Source organism: Clostridium felsineum DSM 794, from assembly GCF_002006355.2.
Lineage (GTDB): Bacteria > Bacillota > Clostridia > Clostridiales > Clostridiaceae > Clostridium_S > Clostridium_S felsineum.
Genome location: NZ_CP096980.1, coordinates 845,635 through 863,270, shown reverse-complemented (window position 1 = coordinate 863,270; position 17,636 = coordinate 845,635). Strand labels below are relative to the sequence as shown.

Below are 17,636 nucleotides of genomic sequence, written 5' to 3'. Positions count from 1 at the left end.
ATTAATACTCTTAACAAATATTATCTAAAGTTTAAATTTAAATTATTATTTATTCTTGAATTATTATTTTCACCTTTGTGCCGTGCTTTGAAGCAGATGTTATACGAATATCATGTCCTAACTTCTTTGCCAGTTTATAACTCAAATATAATCCTACTCCTGTTGATACAGATTTCTTTCGCCCATTCAATCCAGTGTATCCCTTTTGAAAAACTCGCCTCATGTCTTCCTCTTCAATTCCAATTCCTGTGTCCTCAACAAACAATTTCTGATTACGAAAATTATTCTCTCCATAAATATGTATAACTCCATTTTCATAAGAGTATTTTACAGCATTATCTAAAACTTGTTTTACAATAAAACATAGCCATTTTTCATCACTATTTACTTCAAAATTCAAATTTTTAATGTCTAAATTAATGTATTTATTATTAATATTCGAATATTCAGTTTTTAGACATTTATTTACAATCCCTTGTAAATTCACATTGCTGATTTGACAGTCCTTTGAAAAATCATTTAGCTGACTATAGCAAATTGTTTTCTGAATCATATCTTCAATTTTAATAATTTCATCTGAAATATTATACAGCACCTTTTCTGTTGGATTGTCTAAGCTATTTTCAATTATTAATTTAGTTGCTGCAATAGGTGTTTTTACTTCATGAACCCAAGTCTCAATAAATTCAATATCTTCAATCTTCCTTTCTTCAAATATGTCCATTTTCCTTTCAGCATTTCTCTTCAACTGCATCATCAACTTCGTATATAATTTTCGTTCATACGATGTTGGCTTTGGCAATGAAACAATAAAATCCAAATCTTCATTTCCAATCAATTCCGAAAGTTTTTTACAATATCTATTTAATCTTATATAATCCACAATTATATATATAACAAAAATAAAAAATACCACTACTATAGAATAAAAACCATTCGTTTTAAAAAATGCACAGTTTTCCGAAAGTGCAATTATCATACCTGGAAATACCACAAATAATAAAGCTAAAATAAAAAGTTCAATTTTTTCTTTTAAATAATCTGACACTTTCATATGATATATCCTTCATTTCGAATGGTCTTAATCATATTTTTGCATCCAATATCATTTAATTTCTTACGAAGTCTTGTGATATTTACGGTTAGTGTATTGTCATCAATAAATTTCTCATCACTCCAAAGCGTTCTCATTATTCTTTCTCTACTTACTATTTTTCCCTGATTTTTTAGTAATATTTTAAGAATTCCCATTTCATTATGTGTAAGTTCATCTCTTATATTTCTACGTGAAATCATTCCATTATCAGCATTAAAAATCAATTCTCCAAATGATAAAATATTGCTATCAACTTCATTATAAGAATATGTTCTTCTGAGCATTCCTTTTACCTTTGCTAATAAAACTTCAATAGAAAACGGTTTTATAAGATAATCATCTCCGCCCATATTAGTACCAAGAACAATATCTGTTTCCGAATCTCTTGCAGATACAAAAATAATGGGTGCTTTTGAAATTTCCCTTATTTTCTCACACCAACAGAATCCATCATTTCCAGGTAAATTAATATCCATTAAAATAAGTTCTGGTTTGAAAGTAATAAATTCATCTATTATCTTTTTAAATTCCACAATTCTAAGACATTGAAACCCCTGTTTTTCAATATTTTCGCATATTATTTCACTAATATTAGGATCATCCTCTACTACCATAATCTTATACATACTATTCCCTCCATTACGAAACAGCGTTATTACTCCATATTGTTTTCATATATCCTTTTACTGAAAACAGATAAAAAATACTATAAATTATAAAATATATTACCACAACCAGAAGTGCATATACAAGTATTGGAGAATCTGTAGTCAAAGTATACATCATATTCTGATATGTTTTTAGCATGACCATCATATGAATCACAGCTACCATAAAAGGTAGAAAAAACACAACAGCAATCTGCCTTCTTACTGATTTTAATACCTCTTTTTTTGACATTCCGATTTTTCTTAAAATTTCATATCTTCCTATATCATCACGTGCTTCCATAAGCTGTTTATAAAAAATAATACTACTTGCTGCCATTAAGAATAAAATACCTAAAAACAAGCCAATAAAAATATATGCGCCATACATGTTAAAGAGTAATTGATGATACTCAAGATAAGACTTGTCATGATTTTCAGCAGGTATAATAGTATTCAATTTCTTATAAAGGTCGCTTAATTCCAATGGATTTTCAAACTTGAATCCTGTATAATGACAAACTGTGTATAAATCTTTTGAAGCAAAATATTCTTCATAGTCTGAATCTGCTAGAACTAATGTTGTTCTTGCATGAGCTGCTCCAATATATTTGAATAATGATACATCTAAAATATTAAAATTAATAATACCACTATCTGTCTTTACCTTAACTTTATTATTTTTTATTTGCTTATTATATTCATCTCCATAATTCCCATCTAGGAAAAGACATTTACCTTTGGATAATTTCGATACAAAAATAGCTCCTTTATTGCCTTTAGATTCTATTGCCTCAGTATCTTTTACTACCTTTTGATAATCACTAAATTTAATAATATCTATTGCAAAGTTCTGTCCCACTTGTGTTATTGTCTTCCCATAAGCATTATTAGTATCCACTTTATATCCTTTTAGTGATGCCGTTGTTGAAAGAACATCAAAATCTGTTACTGCATTTAGTTTTACCTTATTGTCCTTGGAAATAGTTTTCTCTACCTTGTGATTTGTTGCTCCATCAAGGTTTTTGCACAAATATGAATAAGGTGCATAAATTGGTATAGAGTCTCCCAAAGCATTGTAAAGGGAAACAGATGCACTCATAATTGTTACAGTAAATGCACTTAATAGAGCTATTACACAAAAAATATTAGAATTAGCTTTTATGCGATAGACTATCTGCGATGTGCTAATGAAATTTCCTGTTCTATAGTAAAACTTAATATTCTTTTTACACATTGATATCAACCATACTACAACATTCTGAAATATTAGATAAGTTCCAACTGAAAGTAATACACAAGCAAATATAGCTGGTCCGATTAGCTTTATAGCTCCATCATCTCCATTAAAATTCAAAAAAATGAAATAAGAAGCCACTATCATTAATATTGACAAAACAGATGTTGCAACTGAAAACTTAGGTGCTTTTTCTCCTTCCTTTTCAGCCGATAATAAATCTATTAATTTACTTCTATAAATCGATTTAAATGAGTATAATCCATTTAAAATGAATAGTATTAAAAAAACAACAATACTAATACTAGCAGGTTGCCATGTAAGTTGAAAAGCAATATCATTTCCTGGTGCTCCACCTAGCATTAACTTTTTCAATAACATAGCAAAAAATCTTGATAAGAGACTTCCCATTACAATTCCACTTATTATAGAACCAATTCCAACTAACAATGTTTCATAAAACATTATCCTACCAATTTCTCTCTTTCTCATCCCTAACAAGGAATAAATCGCAATCTCCTTTTTTCTGGACTTAAAAAACAGTGAATTCGCATAATATACAAATACACTAGAAAACAATAGCACAACTACAGATGAAATTTCAAACAAAATGCCTATTTTACTTATACCCGAATGAAAACTATCAAATTCAGGGTTAAAATAGATTGAACAAAAAATAAAGAAAATTGTTACGGAAAAAGTTGTGCTCAAGAAATATGTAATATATGAATCAAATTTCATTTTAACATTTTTAACAGCCATATTAAAGAATGTCATGATTATCACCTCCTAATATTGCAAGTATTTTAAGTATTCGTTCAAAAAATTCCTTTCTTGTTCTACCTCTATCTATTTCAGTAAAAATCGCACCATCCTTAATAAACATAATCCTCTTGCAATAGCTTGCAGTAAATGCATCATGTGTAACCAATAGAATTGTTGCCTTATCTCTTTCGTTCATCTCAGTTAAGCATTGAAGTAGTTCTGAAGATGATTTTGAATCTAATGCCCCTGTTGGCTCATCTGCCAAAATTAATTCTGGATTGCTAATCATTGCTCTTGCTGCAGATGCTCTCTGACGTTGACCTCCAGATACCTCATATGGATACTTTTCCAGCAATTTGTCAATTCCTAATAAACTGGCTATTTCGTTCACTTTCTTCATAATTACTTCTGGATTTTCCTTAGCAAGTACAAGTGGTAATGCTATATTTTCACGAAAAGTCATTGTATCTAGCAAATTATAATCCTGAAACATAAAACCTAATTTTTCTCTTCGAAATATTGCTAATTCTTCATTGTTTATTGTGTTAATATTTTGTTTTCCAATGACTACGCTTCCAGATGTAGATTCATCTATTGTCGCTATTATATTTAAAAGTGTAGATTTTCCCGCCCCTGAAGGTCCCATAATTCCTACAAATTCTCCTTTTCCCACTTCAAAACTAATGCCATTTAATGCTTTAGATCTATTTTTACTATTCTTTGATGAATAGGTCTTTTTTAAATTTTCTACTTTTAATACTGGCATATTTGTCACCTCTTTCTCTTTTATATCATCATTATAGTACGCATGAAAATATTGTACCATCGATTTGCCTTACACTTTTCTTAATAAGCATATAGTCCCAATTACTTCATAATTGTATTTAAAAATTCCTCTATACAATAACATACACTGGTATATGGTTAATCTTTTCATGCCTCTTTAAAAAGAAAGAGGTCCAAGTTTTGTACCTATTGTACTACATAGATCTAATGTAAAAAGGACACTTTCCAGCGAATTGCTTCACTGAAAAATGTCCTATAAAAATCTTTGATATTTTTGTTGTACACCTGTTGCAAACGTATTGCACACGGAATAATTTCCAGTGTACTTGAGAATATTCCACAACATATGTAACCCTTGTAAAATCGGGCTTTTCTTGATAAATGCGTTGACCGCTTTTTATCTCTTTGAGAATTGTGGTGCTCTTCTTGCTTTCTTAAGACCGTATTTCTTTCTTTCTTTCATTCTTGGGTCTCTTGTTAAGAATCCAGCTTTTTTAAGCTCACCCTTTAAAGTTTCATCAGCTTTTAATAAAGCTCTTGAAATTCCGTGTCTTATAGCTCCTGCTTGACCTGTGAATCCACCACCATGTACATTAACTAAAACGTCAAATTTTCCTTTAGTTCCTGTAAGGTTTAAAGGTTGGTTAACTATAAATCTTAAAGTTTCAAGACCAAAATAATCTTCTGAACTTCTTTTATTTATCACAACTTTACCTTCTCCAGGTACAAGTCTTACTCTAGCTACTGCTTCTTTTCTTCTTCCTGTTCCCATATATTGTACTTTTGCCATTTTAAATCCTCCTTCCGGCGCCTAATTAATATTTTAACTCTAAAACTTCAGGTTTTTGAGCTTCATGATCATGCTCTGCACCTTTATATACTTTTAATTTCTTCATCATTTTTCTTCCTAATACACCGCTTGGAACCATTCTTCTAACTGCTTCAGCAAATACGAAGTCAGATTTTTTAGCAATTGCATCTTTATATGTCATTTCCTTTAAACCACCTGGGTATAAAGTATGATGTCTAAACATTTTTTGATCTGCTTTCTTTCCTGTTAAAAGAATTTTATCTGCGTTTAAAACTATTACATAATCTCCTGTATCAACATTTGGAGTATATATTGGTTTATTTTTTCCTCTTAATATTGAAGCTATTTGGCTTGCAGCTCTTCCAAGTGGCTTTCCTGCAACGTCAATAACATACCATTTTCTTTCGATTTCATTTGGTTTTGCTAAGTACGATTTCATGGTTTTTCCTCCTTCAACAAATCTGTTTCTAATCTACGAGTTTCTTCTATGTCTAAGATCCGGGGCTAGTGGATCTTTTAATCATTTAACAAACATTTAAATTATACTATAACCTAGCATTCATGTCAATAATTCATGGCAATTATAATACAATTTAATACATAACTTTTTCAAGACATAAGCCCTTAGCTGGAACTACTCTTCCTGCTTTTGTTCTATCTTTTGCTTCTACAATAGTTTTCACTTCTAGTGGAATTATCTTTTTCTCTCCTACTTCTAAAAGTGTGCCTACTATTATTCTCACCATATTATACAAAAAACCATCACCTGTAATATAAAAAATCACTTTATTTTCATCTTCTATGATTTTGGCTTCATATATGGTTCTTATATTGGATTTAACCTTACTGCCTGTGCTTTTAAAAGATGTGAAATCATGAGTTCCTAAAATATATTTAGCTGCCTCACGCATTAGATCACAATCTAAATTATGTCCATATTGATAAACATAATTTCTATTAATTGCAGGGCGCTGTGATCTATTTAAAATAGTGTAGCTATACATTTTACCTTTGCTATTAAAGCGTGAATGAAAATCTATTGGTACTTCTTTTGAATTTAAAGCTACTATATCATCTGGCAATACTGAATTAAGTACAAGATAAAATTTTTCGGGTGGTATAACTGAATTAGTCTTAAAATTACATGTATAAGCTTTTGCATGAACTCCAGAGTCAGTTCTACTGCAACCTATTACATCAACTTTATCTCCTACAATTTCACCTATCCTTTTTTCTACCTCTTCTTGAACAGTAATAACATTACTTTGCTTTTGCCATCCACAATAATTAGTACCATCATATTCTAATGTCAATTTAACGTTTTTCATAATAACACCTGTTTTTTATAAATAATTACTAAAAACTGAAACTACAACTAAAGCTACACTGAAAAATACAGCTGTACAATCCTTTGAGGTAAACCTAAGTTGCTTCATTCTTGTTCTTCCATCTCCGCCTCTATAGCATCTAGCTTCCATTGCCATTGCAAGTTCATCAGCTCTTCTAAAGGAACTTATAAATAAAGGTACGAGTATAGGAATAAGACTCTTAGCTTTCTTTATTAAATTTCCAGAATCAAGGTCTGCACCTCTTGCCATTTGTGCTTTCATTATTTTGTCCGTTTCATCTATTAAAGTAGGTATAAATCTGAGTGCTATTGTCATCATCATTGCAAATTCATGTGCTGGGAGTCCTATTTTTGAAAACGGGGTCAATAGTTTCTCTATTCCATCTGTGAGCTCAATTGGTGAGGTCGTATATGTAAGCATAGACGTACCTACTATGAGAAATATTAATCTTATTGACATAAATGCTGCTAAAATAAGCCCTTCCTTATATATATGTATAAAACTCCAATGAAATAAGGGAGCAGCACTTCCTGGTGTCATAAAGATGTTTAATGCCCCAGTAAATATTATAAGTAATAATATAGGTTTTAAGCTTTTATAAATATATTTCATTTTAATACCTGATATAAAAATTATAAAAAACGTAAACGCAGTTATAAAAATATATCCTTTGAACTTATTTATTAAAAACAAATTAACTATATAAACAAGAGACAGTAGAATTTTTGTTCTAGGATCCAGTTTATGAATAAATGACTTACCAGGTATATACTGTCCAATAGTTATATCTTTAATCATTTTTAGCACTCTCCAATACTCTGAGAATTTCTTTTTTTGCTGCTTCGATTGTGAATACATCATTTGATATATCAAAACCTTTTTCTCTCAGTTTTCTTGTAAGGTAAGTAACCTTAGGAACAGCAAGACCTACTTTTTCAAGTGTATCTATTTCGTTGAAAACCTCATCCAAATTTCCACTTAATATACACTTAGAATCATACATAACAAATACTTTATCAGCTATTTTTGCAACGTCCTCCATGCTATGGGATACAAGAATTATAGTCATTTTGTATTCCTTCTGAAGTTTTTTTATTTCATATAAAATATCGTCTCTTCCTTTTGGATCAAGGCCAGCTGTAGGCTCATCCAATATTAAAACTCTAGGCTCCATGGCAACTACTCCAGCTATAGCAACCCTTCTTTTCTGACCACCACTTAATTCAAAAGGTGATTTGTCTTTAAAGATTTCGTACTCAAGTCCTACCATCTTCATCGCCTTCTTTACTCTTATGGAAACTTCTTCTTCACTTAATCCCATATTTTTAGGACCAAATGCTATGTCTTTCTCTATTGTTTCTTCAAAAAGTTGATATTCTGGATATTGAAATACAAGTCCAACCTTTTTTCTTATATCATTAAGCTTGACTGCCTTATTCGTTATATCCACATCATCAATAAAAATGTTTCCAGAAGTAGGTTTTAAAAGACCATTGATTTGTTGAATTAGCGTTGATTTTCCAGAACCTGTATGTCCTATAAATACCGCAAATTCACCATCTTCGATTGTAATATTTATATTATCAAGTGCTTTTTTTTCAAAAGGTGTTCCAGGCATATAAGTATATGTTAAATTTTCTATTTTAATCGGCATAATTCATTCACCATCTCATCTATTGTTAGTATATCATCCTTAACCTCAATACCTTCTTTTCTCAATTCATATGCAAGTTCTGTCATTTGAGGTACATCAAGACCGATTTCTTTCATGGTCTTTACATCTTTAAAGACTTCCCTAGGTTTACCACTCTTTATAACTTTCCCTTTGTCCATTACTACTATTCTATCTGCATTTATTGCTTCTTCCATGTAATGTGTTATTAAAATTATAGTTATATGTGAGTTTTTATTTAAATCCATTATAGTACTTACTACTTCTTCTCTTCCTTTTGGATCAAGCATAGCAGTAGATTCATCAAAAACAATGCATTTAGGTTTCATTGCTAAAACACCTGCAATAGCTACTCTCTGCTTTTGTCCACCAGATAATAAATGTGGTTCATGTCTCCTATACTGATACATACCAACAGTTTTAAGAGAATCATCTACTCTTTTTCTTATCTCTAATGGCTCAACTCCTAAATTTTCAGGTCCAAAAGCAACATCTTCCTCAACAATAGTGGCCACTATTTGGTTATCTGGATTTTGAAACACCATACCAGTTTTACTTCTTATACTCCATATACTTTCTTCATTCGAAGTATCAAGACCATCAATTATAACTTTACCGTCGGTTGGCAGTAAAAGTCCATTTAAATGTTTTGCAAGTGTTGATTTACCAGAACCGTTTCTTCCTAATATAACTAAAAATTCTCCTTCATTTACATCTAAAGTAACATCATTAACTGCAGTGGTATTCTTAGATTCATCTTCACCTTTATATTGATATACTACATTTTTACACTCCACCATTTTATTACACATACGAACACCTCTACTCACAAAGCAGTTTTATTTATTTATTAAAATAGGGACTAAGCTAGCTTAATCCCTTTTAAATTAGTAATTACACTAATTCTAGTATAACAATTTCTGCTCCGTCGCCTCTTCTTGGTCCCATTTTGTACATTCTAGTGTATCCACCGTTTCTTTCGTTGTACTTTGGAGCAACTTCATCAAATAATTTTTTAACAACAGTTTCTTCTGTTACAAAGCTAAGAACTTGTCTTCTAGCATGTAAATCTCCTCTTTTTGCAAGAGTAATCATTTTTTCTGCTAAACTTCTAGTTTCTTTTGCTCTTGTTACAGTAGTCTCTATTTTACCATGCTTTAAAAAACTAGTAACTAGATTTCTAAGCATTGCTCTTCTTTGATCTGTAGGACGACCTAATTTACGATAACCTGATGCCATGCCTATACCTCCTTACTTTAACTATTCATCATTTAACTTTAATGATAATCCTAAAGCTTTAAGTTTCTGTTCAACTTCTTCTAAAGATTTTCTTCCAAGATTTCTGACTTTCATCATATCTTCCATGGATCTTTGAGTTAATTCTTGAACAGTGTTTATTCCTGCTCTCTTTAAGCAATTGTAACTTCTAACTGAAAGATCAAGCTCTTCAATAGTCATTTCTAAGACTTTCTCTTTCTTATCTTCTTCTTTTTCTACCATTATCTCCATATCATCTGCATGATCTGTAAGAGTCATAAATAGTTTAAAATGCTCTATAAGTATTTTTGCTGCCAAACTAATTGCTTCCTCTGGTCTTATAGTACCATTGCCCCATACTTCTATGGTTAGTTTGTCGTAATCAGTTATTTGAGCAACTCTTGTATTTTCAACAGTGAAATTTACTCTTTTGATTGGAGAATATATTGAATCAACTGCTATTGTTCCTATCGGCATGTCATCTCTTTTATTTTTATTCTGAGTAACATAACCTCTGCCTCTATTAACTTCAATTTCCATATATAACTTTCCATCATCATCGAGAGTTGCTATATGTAAATCTTTGTTTATAACTTCTACCGATCCATCAGTTCTTATATCTGCACCTGTAACCTCTCCAGGTCCATGTGCATCTATATATATTACCTTAGAATCTTCACCTTCCATTTTGAGGCATAACGCTTTAATGTTAAGTATCAATTCTGTAACGTCTTCTTTTACTCCTTTAACAGTTGAAAACTCATGAAGTACTCCCTCAATTCTTACTGAATTAGCAGCAACTCCTGGTAATGATGAAAGAAGTATTCTTCTCAATGAATTACCAAGGGTAATTCCATATCCTCTTTCAAGAGGTTCTACAACAAATCTGCCGTAGGAACCATCTTCTGTAGACTCAACACATTCTATTTTAGGTTTTTCTATTTCCAACATATCTATAACCCTCCTTAAAAATAAAATGGCAACCTATATTGAGGGTAACTGAATACAGTCAAATTACTTACTATATAACTCAACGATCAATGTCTCTTTAATTGGAGTATCTATATCCTCTCTATTTGGCTCTGCAACTATTTTCGCTTCAAAATTATCATAGTTTGCTTCAATCCATGATGGTAAAGTCTTAGGATTTTCTGCAAAAGTCTTGAATTTTTCAGTTCCTCTACTCTTTTCACAAACAGCTACTACTTCATTAACTTTTAATGTATATGAAGGTATATCTACTTTCTTTCCATTTACAAGAAAATGTCCATGAGTAACTAATTGTCTTGCTTCTTTTCTTGAACTACCATAGCCTAATTTATAAGCTACGTTATCAAGTCTTAATTCTAAAAGCTTAAGTAGGTTTTCACCTGATATTCCTTTAATTCTTTCAGCTCTTTTATAGTATATTCTAAATTGTTTTTCAAGAACTCCATATATTCTTTTTGCTTTTTGTTTTTCTCTTAATTGTAATCCGTAGTTTGAAACCTTCTTCCTGCTTTGTCCGTGTACTCCAGGGGCATAGCCTCTTCTTGTAAATGCACACTTATCTGTATAGCATCTGTCACCCTTAAGGAATAATTTCAAACCTTCTCTTCTGCATAATCTGCATACAGCTCCAGTATATCTAGCCATTAAATATTCACACCTCCTATATTTCTACTAAACTCTTCTTCTTTTTGGTGGTCTGCAGCCATTGTGTGGTATTGGAGTAACATCTTTTATCAATGTAACTTCTAATCCTGCAGCCTGTAATGATCTTATAGCAGCTTCTCTTCCTGATCCTGGTCCTTTTACGAACACATCAACACTCTTAAGTCCATGTTCCATAGCTGTCTTTGCAGCTGTCTCAGCAGCCATTTGAGCAGCAAAAGGAGTGCTTTTTCTTGATCCTTTAAAACCTAATCCACCGGCACTTGACCATGATAAAGCATTTCCATTAACATCAGTTATAGTTACTATAGAATTATTAAAAGTTGATTTAATATGTGCACAACCGTGCTCTATATTTTTTTTCTCTTTTCTTCTTCTAGTTTTCTTATTTTTTTGTACAGCCATATTCTTTCTCTTCCCTCCTTATCTTATACTATTTTTTCTTCTTAGAAGCAACTGCCTTCTTTGGACCTTTTCTTGTTCTTGCATTTGTTTTAGTTTTTTGTCCTCTAACTGGAAGTCCTCTTCTATGTCTTATTCCTCTATAACATCCAATTTCAACTAATCTCTTTATATTTAAAGCAACTTCTCTTCTCAAATCACCTTCGATTTTGAAGTTCTTATTTATATAATCTCTTAATGCATTAACTTCTTCTTCAGTTAAATCCTTAACTCTTGTTTCTGGATTAACATTTGTAGCTTTAATTATCTTTTTTGAACTTGTTAGTCCTATACCATATATATAAGTTAGACCTATTTCAACTCTTTTTTCTTTTGGTAGGTCAATACCGGCTATTCTCGCCATTGACATTTACACCTCCTGGTTTTGTATATATTTATTATTTATATTATAAAGTTTTAGGCAACGAGGTATTCAACCTCCATGTTGGCAGCCGTCCTAAAACACATATTAACTTTTTATTAACCCTGTTTTTGTTTATGCTTAGGATTTTCGCATATAACCATTACTTTGCCTTTTCTTTTTATGACCTTACATTTTTCGCAAATCGGTTTAACTGATGGTCTTACTTTCATGGTTAACCCTCCTTATTACTTTGCCCTCCAGGTGATTCTTCCACGAGTTAAATCATATGGTGAAAGCTCAACTGTTACTTTATCTCCGGGCAATATTCTTATAAAGTTCATCCTGAGTTTACCTGAAATATGTGCCAATATTTTTTGACCACTTTCAAGTTCAACTTCAAACATTGCATTGGGTAAAGATTCTAAAACCGTACCCTGCATTTCAATTACATCTTCTTTTGACATAAGGTAATCAAACCTCCTTACTGGTACATACTGACTCAAGAAATTTTCTGATGGCTGAATTACTTATAGGATAATTGGATTTGAGTTTATCTCTTACATCCTCACAAACCATATCTGTAATGGATAGGTGTTTCAGCTTTTTCCTTTTAGGTTTTTCAACTTTTCTCAAATCACCATCAGAAATATACACATACTTATCATCAATTACTCTAACAATTATAAAACAACCATCTTTATCTCTTCCGGCTTTTGAACAAACTACCTTACCAAGATAATTTTCATTCATATATCCACCTCGTTATTCACACAAAGTCAGTATTTCAGGTCCGTTATCCAATATAGCAACTGTATTTTCATAATGAGCAGCTAAGCTACCATCTTTAGTTACTACAGTCCAATCATTACTCTGTGTTTTCACCATATAAGTTCCAACATCAACCATTGGTTCAATTGCTAATACCATTCCATGAACAAGCTTTGGTCCTCTACCAGGTCTACCATAATTAGGTACTTCAGGATCCTCATGCATTTCTTTTCCTATTCCATGACCCACATAATCTCTAACTACACCATATCCAAAACTTTCAACATATTCTTGAATAGTGTGTGATATATCTGTAAGCCTGTTTCCGACAACAGCTTTTTCTACACCCTTAAAAAAGCTCTCTTTTGTTACTTTTATAAGTTGTGCAGCTTCTTCTGATACCTTTCCAATAGCAAAAGTTCTAGCAGCATCCCCTTGGTATCCATTTAATATGGCTCCACAATCTACACTTATAATATCACCTTCATGTAGAACTCTATTCTTAGATGGTATGCCATGTATAACTTCTTCATTTATTGATGTACATATTGATGCTGGAAAACCACCATATCCTTTAAATGAAGGAATTGCATTGTACTTTTTTATAAAATTTTCAGCTAAAGTATCTAAATCTGCAGTTGTTACGCCAGGTTTTGCAGCTTCCTCAAGCATGTTAAGTGTTTCACCAACTAGCTTTCCTGCCTGCCTCATATACTCAATTTCAGTATCGTTTTTAATTATTATCATTTATATCTCTCCTAAGACATTTCTAATATCTTCAAAAACTTTGTTTATATCCTGAGTACCATCAACTGATTTAAGAACCGCTTCATTTTTATAATATACTACAAGTGGTTCAGTCTGTCTATCATAAACATCTAATCTTTCTTTAACTGTTTCCTCTGAATCATCTTTCCTTTGAACTACAGGACTTCCACAGAGGTCACATTTACCTTCAACCTTAGTTGGATTATATTCTATGTGATAACTAGCTCCACATTTAGTACAAATTCTTCTTCCTGTCATTCTATTAAATATTTTTTCTCTTGGAACATCTATTAATAATGCACAATCGATTTTTTCTTTTCTGTTTACAAGAAACTCATCAAGGGCTTCTGCTTGATGAACTGTCCTTGGAAAACCATCTAGTAAAAATCCATTTTTGCAGTCATCTTTAGCTATTCTATCTTTAACTATATCTATAGTTAATTCATCTGGAACAAGAAGACCTTTATCCATGTATCCTTTTGCCTTCATTCCAAGTTCTGTTTTTTCACTTATATTAGCTCTAAATATATCACCTGTTGATATGTGCGGGATTGAGAATTCATTGCTTATTAACTTTGCTTGAGTTCCCTTTCCTGCACCTGGAGGACCTAATAAAATTATTTTCATCTAATCATCCCAATCTACATATTATTCATTTAAAAATCCGTGATAATGTCTCATTGTCAATTGTGACTGCATGATCCTTAGATTTTCTAGTGCAACTCCTACTACAATCAATAATCCAGTACTTGCAAAATGTATGCCTTGAAATGAGCCGTTATATTCAGCTATCATAGGCGCTATCGCTATAACTGAGGCAAACAATCCACCTAAAATTGACACTTTATCAAGCACTCTTTCTATAAATCTAGTTGTAGGTTCACCTGGTCTTATTCCCGGAATAAAACCTGAAGATTTATGGATGTTTTCAGACATTTCTTCTGGTTTAAATGTTATTTGAGTATAAAACCATGTAAAGAATAATATCAATACAAAGTACAATAACATATATGGTATTGTATTTTGTTTAAATGGACTATACTCGCTTCCAGTTAAAAATTTAGTAATTTTAGCTGTAGGCCAAAATTGAGCTATTGTTGTAGGAAACATCATAACTGATATAGCAAATATTATTGCTATAATGCACGATGCATTCATATTAATAGGAATATGAGAAGATTGCTTTCTGGCAACCTTTCCTGCAACTGCTTTTCCCGCATATTGTACAGGTATTCTTCTCTCTGCTAAACTTGCTACAACAACTGCAACAAATAAAGCACATGCTACAACTGCAACAACAACAATTTCAACTATATTTATAGTATCAGCCGATTGTAATTTGTATACATTATAAACGGTTGCTGGGAACCTAGATATAATATTTACAAATATTATAAGCGATGCACCATTTCCTATTCCTTTATCAGTTATCTGATCGCCCAACCACATTAAGAATGTAGATGCCGCAGTAAGTGTTAATATTATCAAAAACACACTAAGTTTAGAATTGGTTTGCATTGCTCCAGCACTTCTTATTACTGCATAAAATGTAAGTGATTGAAGTGCCGCTAAAGGAACTGAAAGATACCTTGTAATCTTTTGTATCTTTTTTCTTCCTTCTTCACCTTCTTTTGAAAGTTGTTCAAGAGAAGGAACTGCTACTGTAAGTAATTGCATTATTATAGATGCATTAATGTATGGAATAACACCCATAGCAAATATACTAAATTGGCTAAAAGCTCCTCCAGTCATCATATTATAAAGTCCGAAAAGAGAGCCTGATTGATTTGTTAAATTCAATATTTTTGATGCATCAACTCCGGAAATAGGAATATAATTTCCCATTCTGAAAATCAAAACCATCGCAATTGTAAATAACATTCTTTTCCTTAATTCTGGAACTTTCCAAGCATTACGTAAGGTTGATAACATTTATATCACCTCAGCTTTTCCCCCAGCCGCCTCTATTTTTTCAGCTGCTGATTTGGAATATTTATTAACTTTAACTACTAATTTCTTTTTGAGTTCTCCGTTACCTAAAATCTTAACTCCATCGTTAACTTTTTTAATTATTCCTTTTCCTATCAGCGCATCAATTGTTACTTCTGTTCCATCTTCAAAAATATTTAATCTATCTACATTTACTGCTGTGATTGTTTTAGCAAATATATTTGTAAATCCTCTTTTAGGTAATCTTCTGTATAATGGCATTTGACCGCCTTCAAAGCCTGGTCTTACTCCGCCACCACTTCTTGCATTTTGACCTTTTTCTCCTTTTCCTGCATTTCTGCCTAAGCCAGAACCAGTACCTCTTCCAACTCTTTTAGGAGATTTTCTTGATCCTGCTGCAGGTTTCAATTCATGAAGTTTCATAACTGCACCTCCTCGTTAATCGTTATTTTATCTCTAAAAGATAATCAACTTTCTTGATCATACCTCTAATTTGAGGAGTATCTTCATGTTCTACTGTACGACCTATTTTTTTTAGTCCAAGAGCATGAACTGTAGCTATATGATCTTTTTTTCTTCCAATTAAACTTTTCTTTAATGTTACTGAAATTTTAGCCATCTCTTTACTCCTCCTATCCTAAAATTTCCTCAACAGTTTTTCCTCTTAAGGCAGCTATTTGTTCAACAGTCCTTAATCTTGATAAACCATTAATTGTTGCATTAACCATATTTCTTGGGTTGTTTGAGCCTAATGATTTAGCTCTTACGTCTTGTAATCCAGCTAATTCTAGTACAGCTCTAACAGGACCACCGGCTATAACTCCTGTTCCTTCTGAAGCAGGCATTATTAAAACTCTTCCTGTACCGAATTCTCCATATATTTCATGAGGAACTGTTGTTCCAACAATTGCAACTTCAACTAAGTTTTTCTTAGCATCTTCGATACCTTTTCTTATAGCTTCTGGTATTTCAGCTGATTTTCCAGTACCAACTCCAACGTGACCATTTTCATCTCCAACTACTACTAACGCACTGAATCTGAAATTTCTACCACCTTTAACAACCTTAGCTACTCTGTTTATAAATACAACCTTTTCTTTAAGATCTAACGTGCTAGGATCTATTCTCATTGTTTTCCCTCCTTCTTTATAAGATATTAGAACTCTAATCCAGCTTCTCTTGCTCCATCAGCAAGTTCTTTGATTCTTCCGTGATATATGTATCCACCTCTATCAAAAACAACCTGCTTTATTCCTTTATCCAAAGCTTTTTTAGCAACTGTTTCTCCTACAAGTTTAGCAGCTTCTTTATTGCTTCCAGCTTTAACTGAGAAATCTTTGTCTAAAGTTGATGCTGAAACTAATGTAGTACCGTTCACATCATCAATAACTTGTGCATATATATTTTTTTCACTTCTATATACTGCAAGTCTTGGTCTTACAGGAGTACCAGAAATTTTATTACGTACTCTCAAGTGACGTCTTCTTCTTGATTGAACCTTGTTTAACACTATCCTTTCACTCCCTTCTTACTACTTACCAGTTTTACCTTCCTTACGTCTTATAACTTCATCACTATATTTAATTCCCTTACCCTTATATGGTTCAGGTTTTCTAAATGTTCTTATATCAGCTGCTACGGATCCAACTAATTCCTTATCGATTCCTTTTACAACAACTGTGTTTGCATCTGGAGTTTCAAAAGTTACTCCTTCAACGCTTGCAACTTCAATTGGATGTGAGTATCCAAGATTTAATATTAAACTTTTACCTTTAAGTTGAGCTTTATATCCAACACCAACTAATTGTAAAGTTTTTGAAAAACCATCTGTAACACCTACAACCATATTATTGATTAACGCTCTTGTTAATCCATGAAGTGCTCTGTGGTTTTTGTCATCACTAGGTCTTGTAACCACAACTTTATTATCTTCAACTGCAATTTTTATATCTTTATGCATAGCCTTTTCTAATTGACCCTTAGCTCCTTTTACAGTAACAACGTTGTCTGGTGTTACTGTAACAGTTACGCTGCTAGGTATCTCAACTGGCTGCTTACCAACTCTTGACATT

General features: G+C 32.0%; 26 protein-coding genes. All 26 read right to left on the bottom strand.

Features of this window, described 5'->3' with window-relative positions:
- Positions 1 to 49: 49 nt before the first annotated feature.
- Entirely contained in the window at positions 50 to 1,054 is a 1,005-nt protein-coding gene (locus tag CLFE_RS04125) for a sensor histidine kinase (protein WP_077892365.1), read from the bottom strand.
- On the bottom strand, positions 1,051 to 1,722 hold the full coding sequence (locus CLFE_RS04120; protein WP_077834507.1) for a response regulator transcription factor: 672 nt from the start codon (positions 1,720 to 1,722) through the stop codon (positions 1,051 to 1,053). Before CLFE_RS04120 ends, CLFE_RS04125 begins: the two co-directional genes overlap by 4 nt.
- Positions 1,723 to 1,735: 13 nt before the next feature.
- Entirely contained in the window at positions 1,736 to 3,757 is a 2,022-nt protein-coding gene (locus CLFE_RS04115) for an FtsX-like permease family protein (protein WP_077892364.1), read from the bottom strand.
- Entirely contained in the window at positions 3,744 to 4,511 is a 768-nt protein-coding gene (locus CLFE_RS04110; RefSeq protein ID WP_077892363.1) for an ABC transporter ATP-binding protein, read from the bottom strand. Before CLFE_RS04110 ends, CLFE_RS04115 begins: the two co-directional genes overlap by 14 nt.
- Positions 4,512 to 4,928: 417 nt before the next feature.
- Positions 4,929 to 5,321, bottom strand: coding sequence for a 30S ribosomal protein S9 (gene rpsI, locus CLFE_RS04105; protein WP_077834510.1), 393 nt, complete (start codon positions 5,319 to 5,321; stop codon positions 4,929 to 4,931).
- Positions 5,322 to 5,346: 25 nt separating this feature from the next.
- The gene (rplM, locus tag CLFE_RS04100; RefSeq protein WP_077834511.1) at positions 5,347 to 5,781 is read right to left on the bottom strand and encodes a 50S ribosomal protein L13; all 435 of its coding nucleotides are present in this window, start codon (positions 5,779 to 5,781) and stop codon (positions 5,347 to 5,349) included.
- Positions 5,782 to 5,935: 154 nt separating this feature from the next.
- A complete protein-coding gene (gene truA / locus CLFE_RS04095) occupies positions 5,936 to 6,670 on the bottom strand; it encodes a tRNA pseudouridine(38-40) synthase TruA (protein ID WP_077892362.1) in 735 nt (244 codons plus the stop codon).
- A gap of 15 nt (positions 6,671 to 6,685) precedes the next feature.
- Positions 6,686 to 7,489, bottom strand: coding sequence for an energy-coupling factor transporter transmembrane component T family protein (locus CLFE_RS04090; protein WP_077834513.1), 804 nt, complete (start codon positions 7,487 to 7,489; stop codon positions 6,686 to 6,688).
- Positions 7,482 to 8,345 carry an energy-coupling factor transporter ATPase gene (locus CLFE_RS04085; protein WP_077834514.1) on the bottom strand — a complete coding sequence of 288 codons (864 nt, stop codon included), beginning with the start codon at positions 8,343 to 8,345 and terminating at the stop codon, positions 7,482 to 7,484. The genes CLFE_RS04090 and CLFE_RS04085 overlap by 8 nt, the downstream gene beginning before the upstream one ends.
- Positions 8,330 to 9,175, bottom strand: coding sequence for an energy-coupling factor transporter ATPase (locus CLFE_RS04080; protein WP_077892361.1), 846 nt, complete (start codon positions 9,173 to 9,175; stop codon positions 8,330 to 8,332). The genes CLFE_RS04085 and CLFE_RS04080 overlap by 16 nt, the downstream gene beginning before the upstream one ends.
- A gap of 82 nt (positions 9,176 to 9,257) precedes the next feature.
- Positions 9,258 to 9,602, bottom strand: coding sequence for a 50S ribosomal protein L17 (gene rplQ, locus CLFE_RS04075; RefSeq protein WP_077834516.1), 345 nt, complete (start codon positions 9,600 to 9,602; stop codon positions 9,258 to 9,260).
- Between the two features lie 21 nt (positions 9,603 to 9,623).
- Positions 9,624 to 10,571, bottom strand: a complete 948-nt coding sequence (locus tag CLFE_RS04070) for a DNA-directed RNA polymerase subunit alpha (RefSeq protein ID WP_077834517.1) — start codon at positions 10,569 to 10,571, stop codon at positions 9,624 to 9,626.
- Positions 10,572 to 10,634: 63 nt separating this feature from the next.
- Positions 10,635 to 11,255: a 30S ribosomal protein S4 gene (gene rpsD / locus CLFE_RS04065; protein ID WP_077834518.1), complete on the bottom strand. Its 621-nt coding sequence runs from the start codon at positions 11,253 to 11,255 to the stop codon at positions 10,635 to 10,637.
- Between the two features lie 27 nt (positions 11,256 to 11,282).
- Positions 11,283 to 11,678: a 30S ribosomal protein S11 gene (rpsK, locus tag CLFE_RS04060; RefSeq protein ID WP_010966387.1), complete on the bottom strand. Its 396-nt coding sequence runs from the start codon at positions 11,676 to 11,678 to the stop codon at positions 11,283 to 11,285.
- Positions 11,679 to 11,706: 28 nt separating this feature from the next.
- Complete coding sequence (gene rpsM / locus CLFE_RS04055) at positions 11,707 to 12,078, bottom strand: 30S ribosomal protein S13 (RefSeq protein ID WP_077834545.1); 372 nt, start codon at positions 12,076 to 12,078, stop codon at positions 11,707 to 11,709.
- Positions 12,079 to 12,194: 116 nt separating this feature from the next.
- Positions 12,195 to 12,308, bottom strand: a complete 114-nt coding sequence (gene rpmJ, locus CLFE_RS04050) for a 50S ribosomal protein L36 (RefSeq protein ID WP_002509257.1) — start codon at positions 12,306 to 12,308, stop codon at positions 12,195 to 12,197.
- 15 nt (positions 12,309 to 12,323) lie between these two features.
- Positions 12,324 to 12,542, bottom strand: a complete 219-nt coding sequence (gene infA / locus CLFE_RS04045; protein ID WP_010966389.1) for a translation initiation factor IF-1 — start codon at positions 12,540 to 12,542, stop codon at positions 12,324 to 12,326.
- Positions 12,543 to 12,549: 7 nt separating this feature from the next.
- Positions 12,550 to 12,828, bottom strand: coding sequence for a KOW domain-containing RNA-binding protein (locus CLFE_RS04040; protein WP_077834519.1), 279 nt, complete (start codon positions 12,826 to 12,828; stop codon positions 12,550 to 12,552).
- Between the two features lie 12 nt (positions 12,829 to 12,840).
- Positions 12,841 to 13,593, bottom strand: a complete 753-nt coding sequence (gene map, locus CLFE_RS04035; RefSeq protein WP_077834520.1) for a type I methionyl aminopeptidase — start codon at positions 13,591 to 13,593, stop codon at positions 12,841 to 12,843.
- Positions 13,594 to 14,241, bottom strand: a complete 648-nt coding sequence (locus CLFE_RS04030) for an adenylate kinase (RefSeq protein WP_077892360.1) — start codon at positions 14,239 to 14,241, stop codon at positions 13,594 to 13,596.
- Positions 14,242 to 14,262: 21 nt separating this feature from the next.
- Entirely contained in the window at positions 14,263 to 15,546 is a 1,284-nt protein-coding gene (secY, locus tag CLFE_RS04025) for a preprotein translocase subunit SecY (protein WP_077834522.1), read from the bottom strand.
- Positions 15,547 to 15,987, bottom strand: coding sequence for a 50S ribosomal protein L15 (gene rplO / locus CLFE_RS04020; protein WP_077834523.1), 441 nt, complete (start codon positions 15,985 to 15,987; stop codon positions 15,547 to 15,549).
- 22 nt (positions 15,988 to 16,009) lie between these two features.
- Complete coding sequence (gene rpmD, locus CLFE_RS04015; protein ID WP_077834524.1) at positions 16,010 to 16,183, bottom strand: 50S ribosomal protein L30; 174 nt, start codon at positions 16,181 to 16,183, stop codon at positions 16,010 to 16,012.
- Between the two features lie 13 nt (positions 16,184 to 16,196).
- Positions 16,197 to 16,694: a 30S ribosomal protein S5 gene (gene rpsE, locus CLFE_RS04010; protein ID WP_077834525.1), complete on the bottom strand. Its 498-nt coding sequence runs from the start codon at positions 16,692 to 16,694 to the stop codon at positions 16,197 to 16,199.
- A gap of 26 nt (positions 16,695 to 16,720) precedes the next feature.
- Entirely contained in the window at positions 16,721 to 17,074 is a 354-nt protein-coding gene (gene rplR, locus CLFE_RS04005) for a 50S ribosomal protein L18 (protein ID WP_077892359.1), read from the bottom strand.
- Between the two features lie 21 nt (positions 17,075 to 17,095).
- The gene (rplF, locus tag CLFE_RS04000; RefSeq protein ID WP_077834527.1) at positions 17,096 to 17,635 is read right to left on the bottom strand and encodes a 50S ribosomal protein L6; all 540 of its coding nucleotides are present in this window, start codon (positions 17,633 to 17,635) and stop codon (positions 17,096 to 17,098) included.
- Between the last annotated feature and the right edge of the window lies 1 nt (position 17,636).